The sequence below is a fragment of the Sphingomonas chlorellae genome, assembly GCF_056485145.1.
The window spans coordinates 296,067-319,539 of record NZ_JBQXXM010000002.1; the positions used below are offsets into that span (position 1 = coordinate 296,067).

Here is a 23,473-nt window from a genome sequence, read left to right on the forward strand (position 1 = left end):
CGTCAGGCGACCGAGGCAGCGCGCGCGTCGGCGGCGAGCAGCGCGTTGCCGATCCGGCGATAGAAGCGGCACACGCTTTCGATTTCGGCGCGCGCGACGCGGATCGTCTGCCCCACCGGTACGCGCGCGAGCCGCCCCGCGGGGTCGCCGGACACGGGCCAGCCGATCGTCATGCTGCGCCCGCCGCGCAGATCGCCGCGACGGACGACGCCCGCGCAGAAGAACAGGCAGTCGCGCGTGCGCCCGAGCGCGCGCAGCCGCGCCTCGTCGGCGGGCGGCACGCCGAGCGGCGCGCGCAGCACCGCGAGCCGGGCCGAGGTCGACAATCGTTCGGGCGGCGCGGGCCGCCCCTGGCGCATGGCAAGCGCATCGAGCAGGTGATTGAGGAACCGGTCGAGCTCGCGAAGGCCGTTGGCGATCACCAGCGGACGCAGCGCAGGCATCGCCGCGAAGGCGGACGGCAACGGCCCGTCGATCCCCGCCGCCCATTCGGCAAAGCGCAGCGTGCCGCGTTCGAGCGTCGCATGGCGGATCGCGACCAGCGCATCGGCATCGTCGGCCGGGGCCGGCAAGGCACGGCCGGAGCGCACCAGAGCGAGGGCGGGGGCGAGCGGCCGGGCACCGGGCGGTGGAACGAGCGGGTCAGATACGGTCAAGCCAGGTCTCCGGCCGACGTAAGCGGGAGCGCGCGGTCTCTCAGCCGCTGGCGCCTACGGGGCCGATCTGCCAGCGATATGAGCCATATAGATCATGCTGCGGTGCGGGAAAAGCATTTGTCGTCGCGAAGTGTGCCGGACGGCTCAATCGAGCCGGTCGAGCAGCTCCTGCCAGCTGGCGTCGGACGGCGGCGGGCGGAAGCTCGCCTCGATCATCGTGCCGAGCACATCCTCGCGCGTGCCGATGCCGAAGGTGCGGCGTACCGCGCGGTGAATCGATTCGACGAGCTGGTGCCGCCGTTCGCGCAGCTTGATGAGTTCGCCCCCCGGGAAGGTGATCGCCGCGCGCAGGCCGCCCACCGACGAGATGTGCCCGAGCGACCGGCGCGTCGCGGTGAGGATGTGCGTCACCACCTCGCGACTGGCGACCGAACCGGGTTCGCGCACCACCGCGAGCCGGTGGAGCGTGTAGAGCCCCAGCGCGGCGGAGATGAGGAAAAAGAACTCCCAATGGGTGAAGGTCACGCCGAGCTCGGTCGCACCCGACGGGCTCGTCCAGCCGAGCGTCAGCCGCAGCCGCCGCGTCGCGAAGAAATCGCTCGCCCAGCCGCCGACCACCGGTGCGATGCCGGCGGCGATGGCGCCGATGATCGCGCTCGACGCCATGAAGCCGGTCGCGCCGCTGGGCGGGCTGAGCTTGAGGACGATGTTGCCCGAACCGAGGCCGACCCCTGCCCCGGCCGCCCCCATCGCGACGTGGAGCAGGACGAGATAGGCGGCACGCCAAGCCTCGCCCGGAACGTCGCTGGTGAACGCCATGCCGGCGATGCACAGGATATAGAGCGGGGTGGCGACGCCGAGCACCGATTTGTTGGTGAAGCGGTCGGCAAGCGCGCCCCAGCCGCGGATCACCGCCAGGTTGGCCATCTGGCTGATGAAGCTGAGGATCAGCACGAACCCCATGCTGAAGCCGAGTTCGCGCACGAAATAGACGGTGAAGAAGGGCGTGGCGAGGTTCACCGCGAACTGCCAGCTCGCCAGATAGCCGAGCAGGAAACGGAAATTGCGGTCGCGCAGCGGCTCGACGAGCAGCCGGTGGATCGCCACGCCTTCGCTGTCGGGCGCCATGCGCGGCTCGGGCACGCGCGCGAGCGCCGCGGTGCTGACCAGCCCGCAGAGAAAGCCGAAGCCGTAGAGCGCGGCGAAGATGCGGTCGCCGGTTGCCTGGTCGGCCCCCGCGCGCTGAAGCGCGAGCGCCCCGCCGACGGTCGCGATCGCGCTGACCGCCGTGCCGAACAGCGTGCGCCGCGCGAAGAACGCGCCGAGCTGGTTCGAGGGGACGAGGTCGCGCATCCAGCTGTTCCAGCTGCACGCCCCCACCGCATTGAGCCCGTAATGGAGCACCGCAGCGGCGATCAGCAGCGCCGCGGCCAGCCGGCGGTCGGGGATGAAGGGGATGGCGGCATAGATCGGCAGCGCGAGCCGCGCGAGGAACACGCACGCGACCGAGATCCGCCGGCGCGTGCGCAGCCGCTCGACGAGCGTGACCGCCGGTGCCTGCAACACCTGGGTGAACAGCGGGATGGCGGCGAGCACGCCGATTTCGAGCGTGCTCGCCCCGATGTGGAGCGCGAGCGCGAGCAGCACGACGCCGCTGTTGAGCGCGCCGATCGCGGTGGCGAACGACGCGTCGACGAGCAGATAGCGCAAGCCGCGGCGAAGTTCGGCTTCGCTGACCTTGTCCTGCGGATCGAACATCCGTTGCGACGGCGCGCGCCGGTGCGATCCCGCACCACGCGCTCCGCCTTAACCGATCATGCCGCCTGGATCGCCGGATAATCGCTCGCGGCCGCATCGGCGCCGGCCGGCCTGTCCGCCGCATCGGCCCAGCGCGCCGCGAGGCGACGATAGGTGGCCAGCGCCTGCCCCACCACCTGATCCATGTTGTAGTAGCGATAGGTCGCCAGCCGGCCGACGAAGCTCACATCGGGCTGGGCGAGCGCCAGTGCCTCGTACCGCTTGAACAGCGCCTGGTTCTCCGGTCGGGGGATCGGATAATAGGGATCGCCCTCTGCGCTGGGATATTCGAAGGTGATGCTCGTGCGATCGCCGGTCTGGCCGGTGAGGTGCCTGTATTCGGTCACGCGCGTGTAGGGCACGGTTTCGGACGGATAGTTGACGACCGCCACGGGCTGATATTGCGGCTGGTCGACCGTTTCGTGCCGGAACCGGAGCGAGCGGTACGGCAGCTTGCCGTAGCAATAGCCGAAATATTCGTCGATCGGGCCGGTGAAGACGAGGTGGCCGTGCGGATAGGCCTCGCGCGCCTCATGGAAATCGACCCCGAGCAGCAGGTCGATGTTCGGATGATCGAGCATCCGTTCGAACATGCGGGTATAACCCTCGGCCGGCATCGCCTGGAACTTGTCGGTGAAATAGCGATCGTCGGTGTTGGTGCGCGTCGGCACGCGCGACGTCACCGACTTGTCGAGTTCGGACGGGTCCATCCCCCATTGCTTGCGCGTATAGCCGCGGAAGAACGTCTCGTAGAGGTCGCGGCCGATCGCCGAGACGACGACGTCCTCCGACGTGCGGACGGCCGACACCGGCTCGGCGCGCGAGGCGAGGAAGTCCGCGGCATCGTCCTCGGTCCGGAGGTCGAGGCCGTACAGAAGGTTCAGCGTCGTCCGGTTGATCGGCATCGGCACCAGCTTGTCGCCGACCGATGCGAGCACGCGGTGCTCATAGGGCCGCCATTCGGTGAAGCGCGATAGATAGTCGAACACGTCCGCCGAATTGGTGTGGAAGATGTGCGGGCCATATTGGTGGATCAGCACGCCCGCCGCATCGAGCCGGTCGAAGGCATTGCCCGCGACGTGCGGGCGGCGATCGACCACCAGCACGCGCTTGCCGGCATCGGCCGCCAGCCGTTCGGCCATCACCGCGCCGGCAAAGCCCGCGCCGACCACCATGACGTCATAGGCGCGGGGACGATCGCCCGGCCAGACCACCGGCGAGACGACGGGGTGGACATGCCGGCTGCGCGCCATCGCCGTCTCGATCCGTGCGGACATGGCGGCGAAGCTGCGATCCCAGCTGTTCGTTTCGAGCATCGCCTCGACCGGGGCCAGCCAGTCGGCCGTTTCGCGCAGCGCCAGCGCGGCCTCGCATCCCTCAACAAAGGCGGCGGGCGTTTCGGCGATGCACACCGCCGCCATCTCGCCATAATGGCGCACGACGTCGATGATCGGCGTCGAGACGACGGGGCAGCCCGCCGCCAGATATTCGGGCGTCTTGGTGGGGCTGATGAACCGCGTCGCCTCGTTGATCGCGAAGGGCATCAGCGCGACATCCCAGCCGCGCAGATAGTCGGGCAGCGCGTCATAGGATTTGCCGCCGAGATAATGGAGATTGGGGCGGCGCGGCAGGTCGGCCTCGGCGATCTTGACCACCGGGCCGACGATCACGATCGACCATTCGGGCCGCGCGTCGGCGAGCGCCGCGATCAGCGAAAGGTCCATGCGCTCGTCGACGACCCCGTAAAAGCCGAGGCGCGGGCCGGGAATCCCCTGCTGGTCGGCGGGTTCGGGCCCGACGGCGCGGGCGGAGGCGAAATGCGCGGCGTCGACGCTCGACGGAAAGGGATGGACGCTCGGGTGGCGTTCGCGCTTCGCCTCGTACAGGCTGTACCCGCCGGTGAAGACCAGATCGGCCTGCTGGAACAGCCGCTGTTCGAGCGGCAGCAGTTCGGGCGGCGCGCCCTTGAAGTTGGCGAGCTCGTCCATGCAGTCATAGACGACGCACTGCGCAGGAACATGCTCCGAAAAGGGGAGCATCATCGGCGTGTAATACCAGCGAAGGAGCGGCCCACCGGGCTGTTCGGCGACGGCGGCGTCGAGCAGCCGGCGCAGCGCCTCGACCTCGGCAACGGGCGCCATCCCCGCCGGAAGCTGCGGCGTCGCGACGGTGACGCCGGTTTCGGCGCAAGCAACCACTTCGAGCCGCGGCGTATCGGCGCCGTAAACGGGTTCTTCCCAGAACAACACGCGCCAGTCACGCGCGAAGCGGCGCATCAGATGCTGCGGCCGCTGAAAGACGAAATTCCAGCGCAGATGACTGAAGCAGAGCAGCGTGCCCTTTGCGTCCTGCGCCTGTGGATTGGAGAAGAACGGGGCTTCTTCGCGCTGCTGACGCATACCGGGAACCTTGCTGTTGGATGAACACCAAGTACAACCCGGGCCGGGACGCGAAGGTTCCTGAACCCGCTTTAATCGCAATAACTTAACCTATGTTATCGCGTGCATCCGGTCGCTGCCGATGCAACCGGCGCGGCCCCCGGCGGTTGTGCCTGCATCGTTGCGGGAGAGGATCATGGGGCAGCCGGGACTTGAACTCTGGGGCGGCCCGGAATGCACGGTCAACCGCGTCGGCGACGGCTATGGGGACCAGTTCGAACGATGCGGCCATGCCCGGCGGCCCGACGATCTCGACCGTTTTGCCGAACTCGGCATCCGCGCGATCCGCTATCCGGTGCTGTGGGAGCGGATTTCGCCCGAACGCCCCGACCGGTGCGACTGGGCGTGGACCGACGCGCGGCTGCACGGCCTGCGCGCGCGCGGGATCGACGTCATCGCGGGGCTGGTCCATCACGGCAGCGGCCCGTCCTACACCAGCCTGCTCGACGACGAGGGGTTCGCCGCCGGGCTGGCGCGCCACGCCGCCCATGTCGCCGAACGCTATCCGTGGATCACGCGCTGGACGCCGGTGAACGAGCCGCTGACCACGGCGCGCTTTTCCGCACTCTATGGCCATTGGTACCCGCATGCCCGCGACGAGGGTGCCTTCTGGCGCGCGTTGCTCAACCAGATCGACGGCGTGCGGCTCGCGATGGCGGCGGTGCGGCGGATCAACCCGGCGGCGCAACTGATCCAGACCGACGATCTGGGCCGGACCTATGCCACCGCCGAGGTGCGCGGCCAGGCGGCGTTCGACAATGTCCGCCGCTGGGCAGGCTGGGATCTGCTGTGCGGCCGGGTGACGCCCGGCCATCCGCTATGGGCGCACCTGGCCCGATACGGCCTGACCGAGCGGCTGCGCGCGATCGCCGACGCCCCCTGCCCGCCGGACATCATCGGCATCAACCATTATCTGACCAGCGACCGCTTTCTCGACCATCGGCTGACGCGTTATCCGCCGCACGTCCATGGCGGCAACGCCCGCCAGCGCTTTGCCGATGTCGAGGCGATCCGCGTGCTCGAGCCCGGCCCGCAGGGGCTGGCGGGCGCGATCGACGAGGCCTGGGGGCGTTATGGCCTGCCGATCGCCATCACCGAGGTGCACAATGGCTGCACGCGCGAGGAGCAGTTGCGCTGGCTCGCCGAGGCGTGGGACATTGCCGAGGCAGCGCGTGCCGGCGGCGTCGACCTGCGCGCGCTGACCGTCTGGTCGCTGCTCGGCAGTTGCGGATGGAACACGCTGCTGACCGGCCGCGGGCTCTACGAACCGGGCGTCTATGACGTGAGCAGCGGCACGCCCCGGCCGACGGCGCTCGCCGCACTGATGCGCGCGCTGCCCGCGGGCGCCGAGCGACACCCGCTCGTCGCAGCGGCGGGGTGGTGGCGGCGGCCGATCCGCATCGAGCATCCGCCCGTCCATCGCCCGGCACCGGCCACGGCGCACCGGCGGATCGAGGCCACCCCCGCCGACGTGCCGCCCCTGCTGATCCTGGGCGCGACCGGAACGCTGGGCCAGGCGCTTTCGCGCGCGGCGACGCTTCGCAACATTCCGCATGTGCTGACCGGCCGCGCGACGATCGACCTCCGCAATCCGCAAAGCATTGCCGCCGCGCTGGACACGCATCGCCCCTGGGCCGTGGTCAACGCGGCAGGATGGGTCCGCGTCGACGACGCCGAGGACGCGCCCGAGGCGTGCATGGCCGCCAACGCCGAAGGTCCGCTGACGCTCGCCGCCGCCGCGGCTGCGCGCGGGATACCGACGGTGCATTTTTCGAGCGACCTCGTGTTCGACGGGCGATCGGATCGCCCCTATGTCGAGCGCGACGCGCCCGCGCCGACGGGCGTCTACGGCACCAGCAAGGCCTGGCTGGAGGCCGGGCTGGCGCGCATCGACGGCGCGCATCTGATCGTTCGCACCGCCGCGTTCTTCTCGCCGTTCGACCCGCACAATTTCGCACATGCCGTCGCGCGCACGCTCGCACGCGGCGCGCGCTTCCGCGCCGCCGACGACCTGATCGTCACGCCCACCTATGTCCCGCATCTGGTGCACGGCGTGCTCGATCTGCTGATCGACGGGGAGACGGGGATCTGGCACCAGACCAGCGGCACCGCGCTGTCCTGGGCCGATTTCGCGAAACGGGTGGCCGAGGCGCTGGGGCTCGACGCCGGCCTGATCGATGCGGTGCCGGCCGCCGAACTGGGGATGCGCGCGCCGCGCCCGGCGATGGCCGCACTGGGAAGCGAGCGCGGTGCGCCGCTGCCGCCGCTGGCGCAGGCGCTCGCCGACTTTGCCGCGCGCTGGACCACGGCCCAGGGGGCAGCGCGCTGCGCCGCCGCCTAGCTGCGGGTGATTTCGCGATTTTCCAGAATGTTACGGCTGCGACCGACCGCCCGCCGCGCATCCGGTGCGTTCCAGCCGATCGGCGTGTGCGCCGGGGTCGCGCCGATGCCGCAGTACGATAGGATGCGGCCGGGTCGATCACCAATCGCACGACGCCGCCCCGATGCAGGACGGTGCCAAACGGGGAGTTTGGAACGATGGCCGTTCCGATCGGCGATGCCTTTGTCATCAACAGCGACCGCGATTTCCTGCTGCAATATCATCCGGTGATTACGGGCACGCCGCAGGGCGGGCTGGTCGTCGCGTGGGAGAGCATCCTGCCCGATCCGGAGGGGATCGAGCCGACCTATGACGTCACCGCGCGCGCGATCCTGCCCGGCCAGGCGATCGGCGGCGAGTTCGTCGTCAACACGATCCGCGAGGACGCGCAGTTCGATCCCGCCATTACCGCCCGCCCCGACGGCAGCTTCGCGATCGTCTATAGCAGCGGCGAGGAAAACCACCTCGAGGGCACGTCGATCAACACGCGCTACCTCGACGCCAACGGGGTGATCGCCGGGCCGGAATATCGCACCGGCTATGACTATTACCACCGCGAGGCGCGAACCGCCGCGTTCGGCGACGGCAGCGTGGTGAGCGTGTGGCACAGCGAATATGGGCTGGAGGGCGAGGTTCGCACCCCCGACGGCAGCGGGGTCGCCGGAACCTTCGCGATCGATTATGTCGGCGGCAGCGCCCCGCACAGCCTGGCCGCGCTCGACGGATCGCGGGCCGTGCTCGCCTGGATCGGCGCGGAGGGCGGCGACGAACCCGACCCCGATGCCGGCCCGGAGCCGATCGTCTTTGTCCGGTTCGTCGACAAGGACGGCGTCGGCGAGTCGATCGCGCTGACCGGCCTGCCGCCCGGCGAGGAGATCGACGCGACCGCGCTGGACAACGGCAATTTCCTGCTGGTCGTCCAGTCGGGCGGCGAGCTCTACAGCCTGGTGGTGGGCGATGACGGAGTGCCCGTCGGCCCGCTCCACCTCTTCCCGACGGCAGGGATGCATCGGCAGGACAGCGTCGACGCGACCCGCCTCGACAATGGCCGTTATGTCGTGGCGTGGCGCGATCAGCCCGACGACGGCCAGCCCGACACCGTCCACGCCCAGGTCTTTACCGCCGACGGCACGCCGCAGGGCGACGAGATCGTGGTCGCGTCCGCAGACGGGCTCGGTGCGTCGCGGCCGAGCATCACCAGCCTGGGCGGCGACCGTTTCGCGATCGCGTTCACGAGCGGCGGCGACGGCGGGCCGGGCGACGAAAGCGACGTGCGCGTCCAGATCTTTGCCGCCGACGGCGCGCCCGCCACGCAGACGATGCTGGGCGGCGACACGGCCGACCGGCTGGTCGGCGGCTTCGGCAACGACCAGATCGACGCGGGCAAGGGCAATGACAGCGTGTTCGGCGGCTTCGGCGACGACCGGATCGACGGGCAGAAGGGTGAGGACCGGCTGTACGGCGGCGGCGGCGACGACCTGATCCTGGGCGGATGGCAGAACGACCGGCTGTGGGGCGAGATCGGCAACGATACGCTGATCGGCGACGTCCGCACGCTGGGCGCGGGCAGCCGCGGCGGCAACGACCGGATCGACGGCGGCGAGGGCGACGACTGGCTCTATGGCGATGCGCAGACGCTGCTGGGCGGCGCGCGCGGCGGCGACGACCAGCTTTACGGCGGCGACGGCGACGACCACCTCTATGGCGACGGGCGCGACGGTGCCGGGCTGGCCGGCGGCAATGACGTGCTCGACGGCGGGGCAGGCAACGATACGCTGTGGGGCGGCGGCGGCAACGACCGTTTCGTATTCCGCGCGGGCGACGGCAACGACGTCATCCACGATTTCGGGCACGCGCCGGGCGATTTCGACCTGATCGACCTGCGCGGCACCGGCGCGACCGCCGCAAGCCTGACGGTGCGGCTGGTCGACGGCAACAGCGTGATCGACTATGGCAGCGGCACGATCACGCTGGTCGGCGTGCAGTCGGTCGACGCGAGCTTCTACCTGATCTGACGCGGCGGCTCAGACGGCGGCGCCGACGAGCCGCCCCACCCCCGCCGTGATCGCCATGGCCAGCGCGCCCCAGAAGGTGACGCGCACCATCGAGCGGAGCGGCGGGGCGTTGCCCGCGATCGCGCCGAGCGCGCCCAACAGCGCGAGGCAGACGAGCGACGTCGCCGCCACCGCCGGCATCACCGCCGCCGACGGCGCGAGCACGCCCGCCGCGAGCGGCGCCGCGGCGCCTGCGGTAAAGGTCGCGGCCGAGGTGAACGCCGCCTGGAGCGGGCGCGCGGCGACCGTTTCGGAAAGCCCGAGCTCGTCGCGGGCATGCGCGCCGAGCGCATCGCGCGCCATCAACTGCGTCGCCACTGCATCGGCAAGCGCCGGATCGAGCCCGCGCGCGACATAGATCTGCGCCAGCTCGGCCTGTTCGAACGCCGGGTCTTCGGCCAGTTCGCGACGTTCGGTGGCGAGATCGGCACGTTCGCTGTCGGCCTGCGAGCTCACCGAGACATATTCGCCCGCGGCCATCGACATCGCCCCCGCCACCAGCGCGGCGACGCCGGCGAGCAACACCGCCTCGCGGCTCTGCGCCGAGGCGGCGACGCCGACGATCAGGCTGGCGGTCGAGACGATGCCGTCATTGGCGCCGAGCACCGCCGCGCGCAGCCAGCCGATCCGGGCGACGGCATGACGCTCGCGGTGATCGACGCGCGCCGCGACCGGATGGCGGCTCATCGCGCCACCGCGGGCGTGCGCGCATGACGGGCGACGAGCGCCCCGGCCAGCCGCCACGCGACCAGCGCGACCGCCGCGCCAAGCAGCAGATCGGCGAGGTAATGCGTCCCCTCGACCGGCGTCGACAGCAGCATCGCGCCCGTGATTCCCGTGAGAACCCAGCGCAACGGGCCGCACCGCCAGGCCGCGGCGATGTAGAGCGTGCCCGACGCCGCATGGAAGCTGGGCGCCGACACCAGCCCGCGGAGCTGGCCCAGATCGACGAACCGCTCGCCATGGTGGCGCAGCACCGGGATCAGATCGGGCTGCCACAGCTCGCTGGTCGGCATATAGGGGATCGGCCCCTTCCACAGCAGCGCGAACGGGCCGATCGCGGGCATCCAGTGGAACAGCGCCAGCGTCAGGATCGCGGCGAGCCAGAAGGCGGCGAGGAAATGGTGCGCATCGCGGCGGCGGCCGGTGGCGGCGAACCAGGCGAGCAGCGCGGCGGGGGTGAGATAGATGCTCTGATACGCCGCGATGCCGAGGAGCTGGAGCGCGCGGTGCTCGGCGACGAGGCGATACCAGGCGAGCCAGTCGAAGCGCAGCGCGGCGTCGACGCGCTGGAGCGCGGCGTCGGCAAAGCCCTGCGACAAGGCGGCGATGGGGTAGCTGCTGACCGCGCCGGTGAGCGCCATCGCGGTGAAAAGCGTATAATATTCAACACCATGCGCCAGCGAAACGCTCCAGCGCCGGCCGTCGCGGGCGCACCAGGCGCGGACCAGCGGGCCGATCATCAGCACCAGATAATAGGGAATGTTGCTGCGGCTGAACGGATCGACCGCGAGCCCCGCGGACCAGAGCAGCAGCGTGCACCCCGCCAGGCTGGCGACGACCGCCCAGCGCACCTGCGCCGCGCTGAACCCCAGCGCATGATGCCCGCTTTCCGTAGCGTCCGCGACCGCGCCTGCGCCGAGCCCGGGCGCCAGCGGGAGCGCGCGGGCGGGCTGGATCACCATCGCCGCGGCTCCGGCCGGAGGAGGATCGGGAACGGGGTTGGACCAAGCGACGCCATGGCCGACCCTAACCCGCAAATCCCCCCGCGCCTAGCCGGTCAGACGCCCCAATGACGCGCCCGAACGCGCCGTTGCGGGGCAAAAGCGTGCGGATCGCCGCAAAAATCGCGCAAGGGGCGTCGTTCGCGCGCCGCAACGCGCCGTTCGGCGACACGCGATGACGTGCCCCCGATTCCCGGCCGCGCCGCGCCCCCCGCCGCGCCTCCCGCCGCGCCCCTGCCCCCGCGGTCAGAGCCGGATCAGCCGGTTGCGCGCCGACGGCAGCTTGCCCTTGAACATGCGGAACAGCGTCCATTCCTCGATGATCTTGTCCTTGGCGAGATAGCACAGCCCGACCGCATCGCCCGAAGGCAGCCGGGCGATCACGCTGCGCCCGCCCATCCGCGCGCAGAACACCGAGGCGGGATTCGCCATCGCGCCCGCCTCTGCAGGCACGAGCAGCACCGCCCCCGCCGCAACGGCGAGGAGGCAGGAAAGTCGGGGAAGCCGGGACATGCGATCCATCCATCCAATCGTTTCGGATGCGTTCGCGCATAGCCCCGCGCGGCTGAACGCCCGGCAACGGCACGGCGCCGGCGATCCCCCGCGCGCACAGGCCCCCGGCGCAGGGCGCGCGGGCGGACCGCCCGGCGCCGGTTCCCGAAAGCGCCGCCACGCGATATGGCACCGGCCGGACACGCCGGAGCGACCCGCCGCCGCCTGCCCGGACCGAACCCCATTCGACGCGGGGTGACAGCATGGCCGTTCCGCAGAACAAGCAAGAATTGCTGCAGGCGATCCACCGCAGCTTCGACAAGCTGCACCGCGCGCTTGCCGAGGTGCCCGACGCCGCCGCCGGCGACAGGCAGCTCGAGGGGCACGCCAAGGGCACGATGATGCGCGTTGCCGATCTGGTCGCCTATCTGCTCGGCTGGAACGAACTGGTGCTCAAATGGCTCGACCGCGACGCCGCCGGCCAGCACATCGACTTCCCCGAAACCGGCTTCAAATGGAACGCGCTCGGCCGCCTCGCACAGAAATTCTACCACGACCATGAAGCGCTTCCCTATCGACAGCGCGTCGAGCGCCTGGCGGCGGCCAAGGCGGCGATCGTCACGCGGATCGAGGCGCTGGACAACGACGCGCTTTACGGCCGGCCATGGTATGGCAAGTGGACGATGGGGCGGATGATCCAGTTCAACACATCCTCACCCTATGACAATGCGCGCGGCCGGCTGCGCAAATGGAAGGCGGCGATGGCGGCGACGGCTCCGGCGTGAGGGTGAAAGCGGGCTTTGCAGGGCTTGGCTTTGGTGGGGCGGGACGGGATTTGGGACGTTGCAGTCATTCCCAGGCCAGCGTCGAAATGGCGGCGTTCAGCCAAACACCAGACGTTCTGCGAGACAGCAAATGGTGGCAGGGAGCAGGCAACGCTGGCCGATAGGCGACAGTCCCGCTCAGGGTGAAGTTGCGGGGATAGCTGACATTCACTCGAAGGCGCTGCCGGCACCAGTCGGCCCATTCAAGACATTCATCGGCAAAATTTCTCCCCCCACGAGCAGACTGTCAGTTAATGAGACAGAATTCCTAAGGTCTGGCTCGTAACGGAATGTTCGGTTGCATATGTGTAATTTCGACATGCCGGTTATTCGCAATATGCTCAATGCGGCGAGCTTCGACCACTTCCAGATTGAAATGCGCTTCCCGTCAAAGCGATTACATCTAGTCAGATTCCCATGAGAGCGTCAGGAAGGGTAGGAATGGCAGCCGACCTCACATCCTATCAGCAGCGGGTCGAGGAGTGGCTCGAAGCATGCTTCCCTCCATCAGTGCGATCGGATCGGGCGGAACGTACGCATCGTTTTCTGGAAGAAGCCTTGGAACTCGCCCAGGCGAATGGCTGCAGCCATGACGATGCGGTTGCGCTGGTCCATTACGTCTTCGGTCGTCAAAAGGGAGAGCCTACACAGGAAGTCGGAGGCGTAATGGTCACGCTAGCCAGCCTTTGCAGCGCCACGGGAATCCATATGGACGAAGCTGGCGATGTCGAGCTAGCACGCAATTGGGATCGTATCGACGCGATCCGCGCCAAGCAGCAGGCAAAACCTCACGGATCGCCGCTGCCGCAATGAAAGCTGCCGCCGTCGACCTCTCGCTTGCCGAGGGCAAGCCGGCAGATTTGCCTTATCGCCGATCTGGGGCTCAGCCTTGATCACGATTTCCTTTGAGGATGAGCAACTTCACGACACGTGCGTCGATCTTAGCCGAGCGGAAGCCGCGTACGGTAGTTTGCACGCGGCTGCGTTGGTGACGTTCATATCGGATGCCCGTGCTTTCGAGAATGTGCAGGAGCTGATCGACTTCCCTGGCCAAGAAATTAAAATTTTGGAGGACGATTCACTTTCCGTCGCGATTGGTTCAGGGTATTGCGCGGCGCTTGTCGTGGTCGCCAAGCGTTTCGATCGCGACGCAATGGGCCGTGTAATTTGGTCGAGCGTGACGAGGTTAAAGCTGGTGACAATGTCGAGGGTGCCTTGAAGCAAGGACAGGAATTCACTCCTGACTGGTTCTCAAAGCCTGGCGACTCGTTGCGCGCACTGATGCTTCGACAAAACCTTTCCGCCCTCGAAGTTGCCAGCCATCTGATCGGCGGCATGATCACGCTGCGCGGCCTTCTAGATGGATCCAGCGCCGTCGATAGAGAGCATGCGACGGCACTCGCTGGAGCGGTAGGCGGCACCATGTCATTCTGGCTCAAGCGGCAAGAGCAGTATGAATCAGCGCTGGAACGAGCCGTTGATCGCGCCACGGCAGTGGAAGCCGACGATTGGCTCCTTCTTCCCGTCCCCGGCGAAAAGCCCAGAGGTCGACTGACATCCGAAAAGCGCCGAGACGAAGTGCGTCGGCGCCTGCGATTCTTCAACGTCGGCACCATGGATGCGTGGCAGGCCCGTTACGGGAAGATCTGCACCAACACGCTGTTCCGCACGTCCGCAGCTTTTGATTCGGCCGATGGCGCTGTGCTCATGTGGCTGCGCGATGGCGAATTGAGTTCCGATCTAGTATCCACTAAGCCGTGGAATGTTGGCAACTTGCAGGATCGTCTTGATACGATCCGCAAGCTCTCAAAGCTGAAGCGCCCCGAAGCGTTCATGCCCAAGCTCAAGGAATTGTGTGCCGAAGCTGGCGTGGCTGTCGTCGCCAAGAAAGCGCCGCCGGGATGCCGGGCTTCCGGCGCCAGCCGATTCGTTTCCCCTGACAAGGCGATGATCCTCCTGAGCTTCCGCGGCCGTTCCGATGACACGTTCTGGTTCACGGTGTTCCACGAGATCGGCCATCTAATTCTGCACGGCGCCAAGACATTCGTCGATTCGGAAATGGGCAATAACGACGTGGACGAGAGCGAACGTGAAGCGAATGAGTTCGCTTCTGACCTCATCGTGCCTCCGGCGCGTAAGGAAGAATTTCGGGAGCTGCCGGCCGAAAAGTACGAGGTTACGCGTTTTAGCGTGTCAATTGGCGTATCACCTGGACTGACCGTTGGTCAGATGCAGCACCGCGCTATGATCAAGCCCGATCAGCTCAATTATCTGAAGCGCCGCTGGCAATGGGACGAACTGGCAGAGGTGATGGACTGAGTCTCCCTTCGGATGTCTCAGCCCACGTAGTGCACGAAGTTTCTAGGGCTCTTTTGCCAGTTACACAGCGCATCTTCCATGACCGCCATCCCGACCTTCAATCGGACGTCCAGTACGTCCAGCTCCTGTTGTACCGCCTGATGACGAGTGCCGCTGGTGCGCGACCCGTCGATGAGGAGGCGAGCGCCATTTCCCGGACCGGTTGCGCCGTGGATATACGCTGAGCCCGCCTTGATCGGCGCAAGCCCGTAACGGCCGATCAGCGAAAGGTAGTCGAACTTTGCCAGGCGGCCAAACGAATTGATCGCGAGGCGCTGGTACAGATAATCGAAGATGGTGTGCGGGTTGTTGCCTGCGGCAACGACAGCCCTGGCGAAGAATGCCGCATGTCCTGCCGGCCCGATCCATGCCAGATAGTCTGAAACAGCACGTTGCATCGGCCGCTTCGCAGTCGGACGCAGGCTCTCGTACTTGCGGTGATTCCCGAAGTTGCCCCCGACGTTCATCCAGTTGGCAGTGAGCCAGTTGTTGAAGGCGGCGGGATTGGCGGAGACGGTTGGCCAGTCCCAGATACCTCCACCAAGCTGTCCGTAGACGTCCTGAAGGCGGCGCCATCGGGAGTCGGGCCGGCGGGCAAAGTGCGTCATCAGGAAGATAAGCCAGCCAGCCTCATCAACATTGCCTTGCTGCATGTGAAAGGCGACCGCCCGTTCGGCATCGAAGGAGGCATGGTTGGGATCCGCCCGATTTGCTGCAATCCCGCCGCGTTGGACCACCCGATAGTAATCCTCACGCCGCAGGCTGGCGATGAACTGATAGGCCAGCGTTTCTATGGTCTTGTCGTCCGGCAGACCCTTAAGTCCTTGGGCAGCTTTTGCAGCTTTGAGTTCAGCGACGAGGCGTTGATGTTCTGCATTCCGTGACGGCCACATTGGTAATTCGATCCTCATGCTGCTTGGGGTTCGCCGGCGTCAGGCGCGCGGCTCTTAAGATGAAGTCGGCCGTCCAGATATGGGCCATAGGAATCGTAGGCGAGTTCAGCCTTCAACTCTTTCAAACGCTTGGGATAGTCGGCTACCCATTTCCGCGCCCAGAAAGCCTGGAGTAAACGAACGATATCCGCCCAGTATGGGTCGTCGATCTCGTCTGCTGCCATGAGATTTTCACCAGCCCGCAGCCGACGCTCGATGTCGAGGAAACGAGCGACCATGTCGAACGGATTGCCCGCTGGCATCGGCGGCATTTCACGGGTTTGCTGGAAGCCCTCAACGACGTAGGCCTTCATATCATCCAGCTTGTCTTCGTAAACATGCATGCTGCCGACATACTGGTGGTATTCACCCATCTCGACGCCCAGCCGCCTTGCCATCATCTCCTGCAACATGGTGAAGCAGAACACGTCGTGGGGCAGGCCAAAAAAGGCATCGTTCGAGCGCAGTGTGGCGGACATGTGCAGGTGGTTATCACGCAGGTGGAACTGCATCGTGGTCGTGCAGGGGATTTCCTTATGCCGTGTGGTAATGTCCTCGGCGTTGAACAGTTGGATTACTGCTCGCCGCGATCCGGGCTTGTCGGTCAGAAGCTGGTGGATGCTGTCGAACTGGTTAATGCCGTCACGAAGAGAGAGCAGCCGAGGGCCGTAAGCGCCCTCCAGGATCCCATCGACAGCATCTTCGGCATAACGAGTAACATATGGCTCGATGAATTCGAGAGTGTCGGAGCCAGAAAGGTACCAGAGCAATTCGCCCAAGGCGCTGAACGGCTTTCCCCGATTCTCGGAGATGCTAATCCGCGCGCGCGGTTTGGTAATATGAAGAGTTACGCTAAGCAATTCACGGGTATCGCCTCGCGTACCTGTGTGCTTTTGGCCATCCTTAGCGAGTGCGCTGTAAAGTTTGTGCAATACTGCATCAAGACTGTCGCCAGTGAATCGCATAATCGATCGCCAGCAAAGCCGACGTCCCAAGCCATTATATGTCATTCATTTTTCAGCGGACGAAGATCTACGTCAACAGGATATTTAGTGATCACTAACGATAGATCACCCTCTTATCTCCGTCCGAAAGCCGCGTTTCGCCTCCCCAAAATGTCTGCCACTTTCTCAGCTATCGCCACCTATAGCGAACGGCCCGGGAGGTCCCAGCCTCGAGCATATGCAGAATGTCCGCTCATCGGTGTGCTGATTTCTCAGTTGAGCGGCTTGGATGGGCGCGTTGCGACCGAGCAGGGTGCGGTCCGCCGATTGGCGGGTTTTGGCACAAGCCGACGTCCCCGCACCTCCCGACAAACGACGCATGTTGGTCGTCAGCCGCCACCCGGCAGCCTTTGCCGGACGGCCGCTTTGCGCAGGCCGCCTCCGGAGCCGAGACAGCAGTCCGCCCCTTCGCCAGCATTCAGGGCGCGGACCGAAAGCGGCCATGGCTGCGTTCACGGTCTGGAATCGGTCCCGCCCGACGGGGCGGTGACGACGCGCGCTTCTGCGGAAAGGCCGTTTCCGGGGTGAGCGCAACGACCGCCGAACGGAAGCCGGGGCGCGACGGCCGGGCCGCGCCCCGGAACGATGCTAAAGCGTTGCCGACGCCATCAGCGCGCGCGCGTCCTCGACGAGGAGGTCGAAATAGTGCAGGCGCGGCGCGTCGAACGTCACCAGATAGAGCTTGCCGTCGACGATCGCGGCGCGTGCCTCGCCCTTGCGGATCATCCCGTCATTGTCGGTCGACTGATAGGCGAAGCGCACGCCGTCGCGGCCGAGGAACTTTTCCGCCGTCGTCGCGCTGATCTGGAAATCGCGGGCATCCTTGCCGGCGCGATAGGTGCGTTCGAGCAGCTCGGGCACTTCGGCGAGCAGCAGATCCTTGCGGAACTTGGGCAGCGGCGCCTTTTTCTTGCTGCTTTCGCGCATCAGCGGCTCGCCCGGCTCGATCGCGGCGTAGAAGGTGACGTCGTTCAACTGCTCGCCGTCGAGCGTCCAGCTTTCGGCATGCTTGCCGATGCGGGCGCGCAGCCGGTTCCAGTCGCGCGTCGGCGTGACCGTCAGCTTCGAATCGGCGACGGCGACGGGCTGGCCCTTTTCCGCCAGCCGGTGCGCGTCGGCGGGAACGGAAAGGACGGCGACGGCAGCGAGCGCGATCGCCGCGCGGAGCGTGCGGAACTTGGTCATTTGGTCGTTTCCCCCGGAATCAACATCTTGATCATGCCCGCGTCCACGGCATCGGGACGCAGGCGGAGATAGGTCTGCAGCGAGGCCGTCGCCTCGCCCGGCCGCCCCGTCTTCATCAGCGCCAGCCCCAGCCCGCGATGCGCCTCGGCCAAGCCCGGGTCGAGCTTGACGGCATTGGCGTAGAAGTCGGCCGCCGCGATCAGATCGCGCGGGTTGCCGCGGGTGCGGTACAGGTCGCCGCGCTTGAGCCACAGCGTCGCCGTCCAGCCCGGCGCGGCGAGGTTCTGGATCAGATAATCGCTGGCGCCGAAGTCGTTCAGCTTGATCTGGTCGTCGAGGAACTGGCCGAGGAACGGCGCCAGCGCGGCGCGGTAACGATCGCTGCCGTCGTCGCGCCCCTGGGCATCGGGCGCGGCAAGTTGCGCGAGATAGGCGGCGCGCTCGGCATCGGGCGGATGCGAATCGGCGAAGGCGATCGACTTGAAATTGGGCTTCTTCAACCCCTTGGCGCTCGCCGACGCCTCGGCCTCTTCCATGACGCGATGCCACACCGCAGACGCCGCCTGGGGCTGCAGACGGCTCTGGTTGAGATAGGCGATGCCGAGCCGGTCGGCCTCGCGCTCCTGATCGCGGCCGTAGCGGTAGAGCTGGCCATAAAGCGAGAGCTGGAAGCTCTGATACCCCTGATAGCCCTGATACCCCTGATAGCCGGGGCCCATCGACACGAGCAGCGCCATCCAGGCCGCGGCGTCCGACGCCGAGCGCCGCGCCTTGAACCCTTCCAGCCCGTGCCGCCGTTCGAAATGGCCGAACTCGTGCCCGAGCACCATGCCGAGCTCGGCCTCGTTGCGGACGCGCAGGAAAAGCCCGGTGAACACGCGCATCGTGCCGTTCGGCGCCATGCTGGCGTTGAAGATCGGCGCCCGGATGACATAGATCCGCGCCGACGCGCAGCGATCCTGACCGACGGTGTCGCACAACACCTTTTTCAGATAGCCGGTCAGCCGTTCGTCGCGGACGAGCAGCGACGAGGCGGCAAGCGCGCGTTCGTCCTCGTCATACTGGCTCCAAAGGCCGATCTCGTCGACGCCCTTGGGCTGATAGACGCCCTGATAGGGCGGCGGCATCGTCGCCTGCTGGGCGGCGGCCGGGGCCGCGAGGCCCAGCGCGAGACCCAGCCCGGCGGCGAGCGCGGGCATCCGGCGCGGGCTCACGGCTTGGGCTGCGCTTGCGGCTGCGGCTGCGGCTGCGGCGCGGTGCTGCCGGGGAAATCCTCGAGCAGCTGATGGACGCGCTTTTGCGACCCTTCGGGATCGCGCACGTCGCCGCCCATCGCGGCATCGGCGTTGAGCCAGAGCAGATCGCCCGTGCGCAGATCGACGAGCCCGGCATAGCCCTGATGCATGCCCGACTTCACCGCGATGCCCGGCCCGAGCAGCGCGAGCACCTGGAGCACCTTGCGTCCGGTCGAGCCATAGGCATCGCGCGTGAAGAGGAAGAGGCCGTAATCGGCATCCCTGGCCCCCGGCAGATCGGCCACGCCCTTGCCCAGCGACCAGTCGAACACCGCGTTCTTGTTGTCGCGCTTCTTGGTGGGAAGTCGATTGCCGAGGAAGAACTGATACTGGATCACGGCATCCGACACGGCGGCGAAAAGCTGCATATGCTCCTGAAGCTTCTGCGCGTCGTCGCCATAGACTTCGGGCGCCGCGACGACGACGTTGCCGAGCGACGCCTGCGCCTTTTCAAGCGCGGCCTGGATGTTGGCCCGCGCCTTTTCCGTCCATTCGCCGTTGGGTTCGAACATCCCCGCGGTCGACTGTGCGCCGACGCTGATCGACGGGCGGAACACCAAGATGCGCTTGCCGCTGCCTGCCGCGAGTTCGAACCCCTGGCGCGTCGCCGAGCGTTCCTGTGCTTGCGCGACACCGCCCGCGAACAGCGTAAGGCAGACCGCCAGCGCGATCGCCCGAATAAAACCGGTCATGAAGCCCCCTTTGACCGCGCCCCCTGCGCGACACATCGGTTTAATGCTTGCCGGAACAATCAATCAACTGGATTTTTCTTGCATTCGTTCTTGCGCAATCTTGTTTATCTGGTCAGCGACGACACATGACGCTACGGAAAACGGCGCCGGGCCGGCGGGCAGCGCGACGGCGGCGATCAGGACGGTCGATAGAGCTGGTCGCGGCAGCGCATCAGGAAATCACGGACATGGATGACCGACTCGGCCTTGGTCGCGCCGGCATAGAACCAGTCGTCAAACGCATCCGCCGCCTCGCACGGCGGCGGTTCGAAATCGAACAGCCGTTCGCCGCCGCTTCGCAGCGCCCCCGAGAACACCGCTTTCTGATATTCCAGCTCGAGCTGCCATTCGGCGCGGTAGCGCGCCTCGACCACAGCGATGTCGCGCTTCGTCGTCGGCTGCCACCATCGCTTGCCGCGACGCGCGAGGTGGCGGATCAGCCGCTTGCGGCTGGCGCGCCATTTTTCGGGATCGTCGGTGAGCGCGACCGGCCGTGCCCGCCTGGGTGCATCGGCGCTCCCCGCCTGCTCCGCCATGGCTTCGCGAAACCGCGCGCGCAACGCGGGCCATTGCAACGCGTCGACTGCGGCCACGCCGAGGGCGAGGTGCGGGGCAAAATTGTCGCAATACTGCACAAAGCCGCCGTTGCTCACCTGACCGACGATGTCGGACCACATCATCAGCGTGCGCTGCGCCGGGGTGAGCTGCAGATGGCCGGGATGGTCATAATGGTCCCACCCCTCGACCGCCGTTACGGCGGGCACATGGATGAGGGCTTCGCCCGTCATCCACCAGCCGTCGTCGACATGGCCTGCCGCCTGCTCGAACGCGGCGTCGGTCATCTCAGGGCGCGTATCGGTCATATCCACTCCATCGGGCCGGATCATTGCTCCCCGCCGGATCGCGCCGATCGTTTGCGTTCGCGTTCGCGCAGCATCGCCTGTTGCCAGCGGCCCGGCGCCTTGTCGGTGCGATGGGTGCAGCCCGGCCAGCAGCAGGGGCGCTTCTTTCCCTCCCCCAGCGACGCACAGGTGCGTTCGATGCGGCGGCAGCGCGTCGCGGGCTGTTTTGCGTCCTCGATCCAGCAGATGAACTCGTTGCGACCGAGCGCCGTCAGCGCCGCCCAGTGCGCAAGCAGCGCGGCGTCGGCGCGCAATGCCTGTTGAAGATCGTCGGGCGCGTCGTGCACCGTGCCGTGGGGAAAGTCGGGGCTCATCACCGCTCCGTTGCCGAACGCGTCGCCACGTTACCGCCAGCGGCACCGCCCCGGCAAGCACCGATGGGCACGGGGCGGGCGATCAGTGTCGCGGGCCGGACGGCAGGAACATCATCGAGAGAATGAGCGCCGAGAAGATCAGCGCGACGATGAAGCCCGCGATCATGCGTTGATGCGCCGCCCGCTCCTCGATGCTGGTCGGACGATAGGAAAAGACGCGGGCGCCGAACAGGATCGCGGCGTCGGGAACGGCGAAGAAGAGGACATCCCCCTTCGACGCGGGCAAATGGGCGAGCGGCGAAAAGAACAGCCCGACATCGAACAGCAGGACGAGGAGAAAGCCGATCCGCGCCCAGCGCTCGTCGCGGTGCTCGCGGCAATAGCCGGCGACAAAATAGAGGCAAAATCCCGCCATGACGACGCGGTAGCTCGTCTTGAACGGAATACCCGCCCGCTGTTCGAGCGTGATCGCCACAGCCAGAAAGGCGACGAGGCCGTGCATGGCCAGCAAGAAGCGGCGCAGCGCGGTCTTGCAGCCCGGAGCGGCGGCGGCCTGTTCGATTTCGGTCATCGATGGGTGGCGGTGCCGGTGGTGCGCAGTACGTCGATCCTCCTTGCACGGATGCCGGGTGATGGCACCGAAGACCCCGCCGGAGGCGATGGCTTCGCCGCCCCCTATTTCCCCTTTGCCCCCGCGACGCGGGCGGCGCGGAATTCGGAGCCGGGTTTCCATTCGGGCCAGCGGTCGGACCGCGCGAGGTCGGCGCCGATCGTGCCGATCGCGTCGATGTCCTGCACCGCGCCCGCCAGGTTCCATTGGGGCGTCCACGCGTCGCACGCCTGGTGATAGCATTGGCCGGTATAGGCATCGATCCACGCCTGGCCCGCAGCGGCGCCACCGTCGACCAGATCGGACGCGCCCGCGATCCCCATCATCAGCAGCGTCGGCACGCCGCGCTTGGCGAAGGAGAAATGGTCGGCGCGGTAGAACAGGCCGCGTTCGGGCAGCCCCTCGGGCGTCACGCGCCGTCCCTGGCCTGCGGCGACGCGGGCGAGATCGTCCTCGAGGCTGTTCTGCCCCTTGCCCACCAGCACGACGTCGCGCGCGCGGCCCGCGGTCTGGAGGATGTCGATCGTCAGGTTGGCGACGGTGTCGGCCATCGGCACGACAGGGTGCAGCGCATAATATTCGGAGCCGAGCAGCCCGCGTTCCTCGGCCGTCCAAGCGGCGAACATCACCGTGCGGCGCGGCGCCGGCGCCGCCTTCATCGCGCGCGCGATTTCGAGCAGCCCGGCAATCCCCAGCGCATCGTCATTGGCACCGGCGCGGTAGATGTGACCGGCCGCATCGGGCTTGCCCGCGCCATAGGCGTCCCAGTGCGCGCCGAACATCACCACCTGATCCGGACGTTCGGTGCCCGGAATGCGCGCGAGGACGTTGAAGCTGTCGACCTGTTCGTGCGTAACCGGCACGTCGGCGGTGAAGCGCACGCCGGCGAGCGGCACCGGGCGGAAATCGGCCCGCCGCGCCGCGACGCGCAACCGGGCGAGATCGAGCCCCGCCGCCGCGAACAGCCGCGTCGCGGCGTCGCCCGACAGCCAGCCCTGAAGCGCAAGGCTGGTCCATTGCGCCGCGGGACGGACGATGTCGTAATTCTCGCCGCCGCTGCTGACCACGACGTTCCAGCCATAGCCCGCGCCCGCGGTATCGTGGACGATGAGCGCGGCAATCGCGCCGCGCCGCGCCGCCTCCTCGAACTTGTAAGTCCAGCGGCCGTAATAGGTCATCGTCCGCCCGCCGAAGCGCCCCGCGACGGGATCGCCCGGCGCGGCGGCGAAATCGGGATCGTTGACGAGGAACACCGCGACCTTGCCCTTGAGGTCGACGCCCTTGAAATCGTCCCAGCCGCGTTCGGGCGCGGTGACGCCATAGCCGACGAAGACGAGCGGCGCGTCGGCGATCTGCGCATCGACAGGTCGAATTGTCGACACATAGACATCGCGTCCCTGCTCGGCGGGGAGCGGCCCCGCAGGCGCATCGAAACGCATCGCGCGCGGCGTGCCGAGCCGGGTGTGGACGAGCGGCACCTTCTGCAGCCAGCGGCCGTCGGGGCCGGCGGGTTCGAGCCCGAGCGCCTGGAAGCGCGCGACGAGCCAGCCGAGCGTGCGATCCTCGCCGCGCGTGCCGGGCGCCCGCCCCTCGAACAGATCGTCGGTGAGCGCGCGGACGTCCGCAGTCACGCGCGCGGGATCGGCGGCGATCACGGGCGTCGATGCGGGCGTCGATGCGGGCGCCGGAACGGCCGGCTGGGCCGACGCGGGCGTGGCGGCGGCACCGAAAGCGAGAAGCGCGGCAAGCCGCAGGGGAAGCGCAGTCATGGCCGCTG

21 protein-coding genes are annotated in these 23,473 nt (G+C 67.4%); 6 read left to right on the forward strand and 15 right to left on the reverse strand.

Annotated features, from left to right (window positions below; genetic code table 11):
• Positions 1-2 precede the first annotated feature (2 nt).
• The 3 genes from ACT3CF_RS07690 to glf form a co-directional block, all read right to left on the reverse strand.
• Positions 3-656 carry a hypothetical protein gene (locus tag ACT3CF_RS07690; protein ID WP_478421663.1) on the reverse strand — a complete coding sequence of 218 codons (654 nt, stop codon included), beginning with the start codon at positions 654-656 and terminating at the stop codon, positions 3-5.
• Positions 657-800: 144 nt separating this feature from the next.
• Positions 801-2,414, reverse strand: coding sequence for an MFS transporter (locus ACT3CF_RS07695; protein ID WP_478421664.1), 1,614 nt, complete (start codon positions 2,412-2,414; stop codon positions 801-803).
• A gap of 56 nt (positions 2,415-2,470) precedes the next feature.
• Positions 2,471-4,852, reverse strand: a complete 2,382-nt coding sequence (gene glf, locus ACT3CF_RS07700) for a UDP-galactopyranose mutase (RefSeq protein ID WP_478421665.1) — start codon at positions 4,850-4,852, stop codon at positions 2,471-2,473.
• A gap of 175 nt (positions 4,853-5,027) precedes the next feature.
• On the opposite strand from glf, the gene ACT3CF_RS07705 reads away from it, so the two are divergent.
• The gene (locus ACT3CF_RS07705; RefSeq protein WP_478421666.1) at positions 5,028-7,232 is read left to right on the forward strand and encodes a sugar nucleotide-binding protein; all 2,205 of its coding nucleotides are present in this window, start codon (positions 5,028-5,030) and stop codon (positions 7,230-7,232) included.
• 197 nt (positions 7,233-7,429) lie between these two features.
• The gene (locus ACT3CF_RS07710) at positions 7,430-9,286 is read left to right on the forward strand and encodes a calcium-binding protein (RefSeq protein WP_478421667.1); all 1,857 of its coding nucleotides are present in this window, start codon (positions 7,430-7,432) and stop codon (positions 9,284-9,286) included.
• Positions 9,287-9,295: 9 nt separating this feature from the next.
• Here ACT3CF_RS07710 and ACT3CF_RS07715 read toward each other — a convergent pair whose 3' ends face one another.
• From ACT3CF_RS07715 to ACT3CF_RS07725, 3 genes are all read right to left on the reverse strand, one after another.
• The gene (locus tag ACT3CF_RS07715) at positions 9,296-10,012 is read right to left on the reverse strand and encodes a VIT1/CCC1 transporter family protein (protein WP_478421668.1); all 717 of its coding nucleotides are present in this window, start codon (positions 10,010-10,012) and stop codon (positions 9,296-9,298) included.
• Positions 10,009-11,010, reverse strand: coding sequence for a phosphatase PAP2 family protein (locus tag ACT3CF_RS07720; protein ID WP_478421669.1), 1,002 nt, complete (start codon positions 11,008-11,010; stop codon positions 10,009-10,011). The genes ACT3CF_RS07715 and ACT3CF_RS07720 overlap by 4 nt, the downstream gene beginning before the upstream one ends.
• A 285-nt stretch (positions 11,011-11,295) precedes the next feature.
• Positions 11,296-11,562: a DUF333 domain-containing protein gene (locus ACT3CF_RS07725; RefSeq protein ID WP_478421670.1), complete on the reverse strand. Its 267-nt coding sequence runs from the start codon at positions 11,560-11,562 to the stop codon at positions 11,296-11,298.
• Positions 11,563-11,804: 242 nt separating this feature from the next.
• Between ACT3CF_RS07725 and ACT3CF_RS07730 the strand changes: the two genes are divergently transcribed.
• The 4 genes from ACT3CF_RS07730 (at position 11,805) to ACT3CF_RS07745 (ending at position 14,684) form a co-directional block, all read left to right on the forward strand.
• Positions 11,805-12,326: a ClbS/DfsB family four-helix bundle protein gene (locus ACT3CF_RS07730; RefSeq protein WP_478421671.1), complete on the forward strand. Its 522-nt coding sequence runs from the start codon at positions 11,805-11,807 to the stop codon at positions 12,324-12,326.
• Positions 12,327-12,806: 480 nt separating this feature from the next.
• Positions 12,807-13,178, forward strand: a complete 372-nt coding sequence (locus ACT3CF_RS07735; protein ID WP_478421672.1) for a hypothetical protein — start codon at positions 12,807-12,809, stop codon at positions 13,176-13,178.
• A 76-nt stretch (positions 13,179-13,254) separates the two neighbouring features.
• A complete protein-coding gene (locus tag ACT3CF_RS07740) occupies positions 13,255-13,584 on the forward strand; it encodes a hypothetical protein (protein WP_478421673.1) in 330 nt (109 codons plus the stop codon).
• Complete coding sequence (locus ACT3CF_RS07745) at positions 13,533-14,684, forward strand: ImmA/IrrE family metallo-endopeptidase (RefSeq protein WP_478421674.1); 1,152 nt, start codon at positions 13,533-13,535, stop codon at positions 14,682-14,684. Before ACT3CF_RS07740 ends, ACT3CF_RS07745 begins: the two co-directional genes overlap by 52 nt.
• Before the next feature lie 17 nt (positions 14,685-14,701).
• Here ACT3CF_RS07745 and ACT3CF_RS07750 read toward each other — a convergent pair whose 3' ends face one another.
• The 9 genes from ACT3CF_RS07750 to ACT3CF_RS07790 all read right to left on the reverse strand — a co-directional run bounded on the left by ACT3CF_RS07750 (position 14,702) and on the right by ACT3CF_RS07790 (position 23,465).
• Positions 14,702-15,634: an alpha-glutamyl/putrescinyl thymine pyrophosphorylase clade 3 protein gene (locus ACT3CF_RS07750; protein ID WP_478421675.1), complete on the reverse strand. Its 933-nt coding sequence runs from the start codon at positions 15,632-15,634 to the stop codon at positions 14,702-14,704.
• Complete coding sequence (locus tag ACT3CF_RS07755; protein ID WP_478421676.1) at positions 15,631-16,620, reverse strand: thymidylate synthase; 990 nt, start codon at positions 16,618-16,620, stop codon at positions 15,631-15,633. The genes ACT3CF_RS07750 and ACT3CF_RS07755 overlap by 4 nt, the downstream gene beginning before the upstream one ends.
• Before the next feature lie 627 nt (positions 16,621-17,247).
• A complete protein-coding gene (locus tag ACT3CF_RS07760; protein ID WP_478421677.1) occupies positions 17,248-17,844 on the reverse strand; it encodes a hypothetical protein in 597 nt (198 codons plus the stop codon).
• Positions 17,841-19,058 (reverse strand): M48 family metallopeptidase, encoded by a 1,218-nt coding sequence (locus ACT3CF_RS07765; protein WP_478421678.1) that lies wholly within the window; start codon positions 19,056-19,058, stop codon positions 17,841-17,843. The genes ACT3CF_RS07760 and ACT3CF_RS07765 overlap by 4 nt, the downstream gene beginning before the upstream one ends.
• Positions 19,055-19,831 carry a hypothetical protein gene (locus ACT3CF_RS07770; RefSeq protein ID WP_478421679.1) on the reverse strand — a complete coding sequence of 259 codons (777 nt, stop codon included), beginning with the start codon at positions 19,829-19,831 and terminating at the stop codon, positions 19,055-19,057. The genes ACT3CF_RS07765 and ACT3CF_RS07770 overlap by 4 nt, the downstream gene beginning before the upstream one ends.
• Before the next feature lie 176 nt (positions 19,832-20,007).
• Positions 20,008-20,733 carry a DMP19 family protein gene (locus tag ACT3CF_RS07775; RefSeq protein ID WP_478421680.1) on the reverse strand — a complete coding sequence of 242 codons (726 nt, stop codon included), beginning with the start codon at positions 20,731-20,733 and terminating at the stop codon, positions 20,008-20,010.
• 20 nt (positions 20,734-20,753) lie between these two features.
• Positions 20,754-21,086 (reverse strand): YdeI/OmpD-associated family protein, encoded by a 333-nt coding sequence (locus ACT3CF_RS07780; RefSeq protein ID WP_478421681.1) that lies wholly within the window; start codon positions 21,084-21,086, stop codon positions 20,754-20,756.
• An 82-nt stretch (positions 21,087-21,168) separates the two neighbouring features.
• Entirely contained in the window at positions 21,169-21,657 is a 489-nt protein-coding gene (locus tag ACT3CF_RS07785; RefSeq protein ID WP_478421682.1) for a hypothetical protein, read from the reverse strand.
• A 104-nt stretch (positions 21,658-21,761) separates the two neighbouring features.
• Complete coding sequence (locus tag ACT3CF_RS07790) at positions 21,762-23,465, reverse strand: M28 family metallopeptidase (protein WP_478421683.1); 1,704 nt, start codon at positions 23,463-23,465, stop codon at positions 21,762-21,764.
• Positions 23,466-23,473 lie beyond the last annotated feature (8 nt).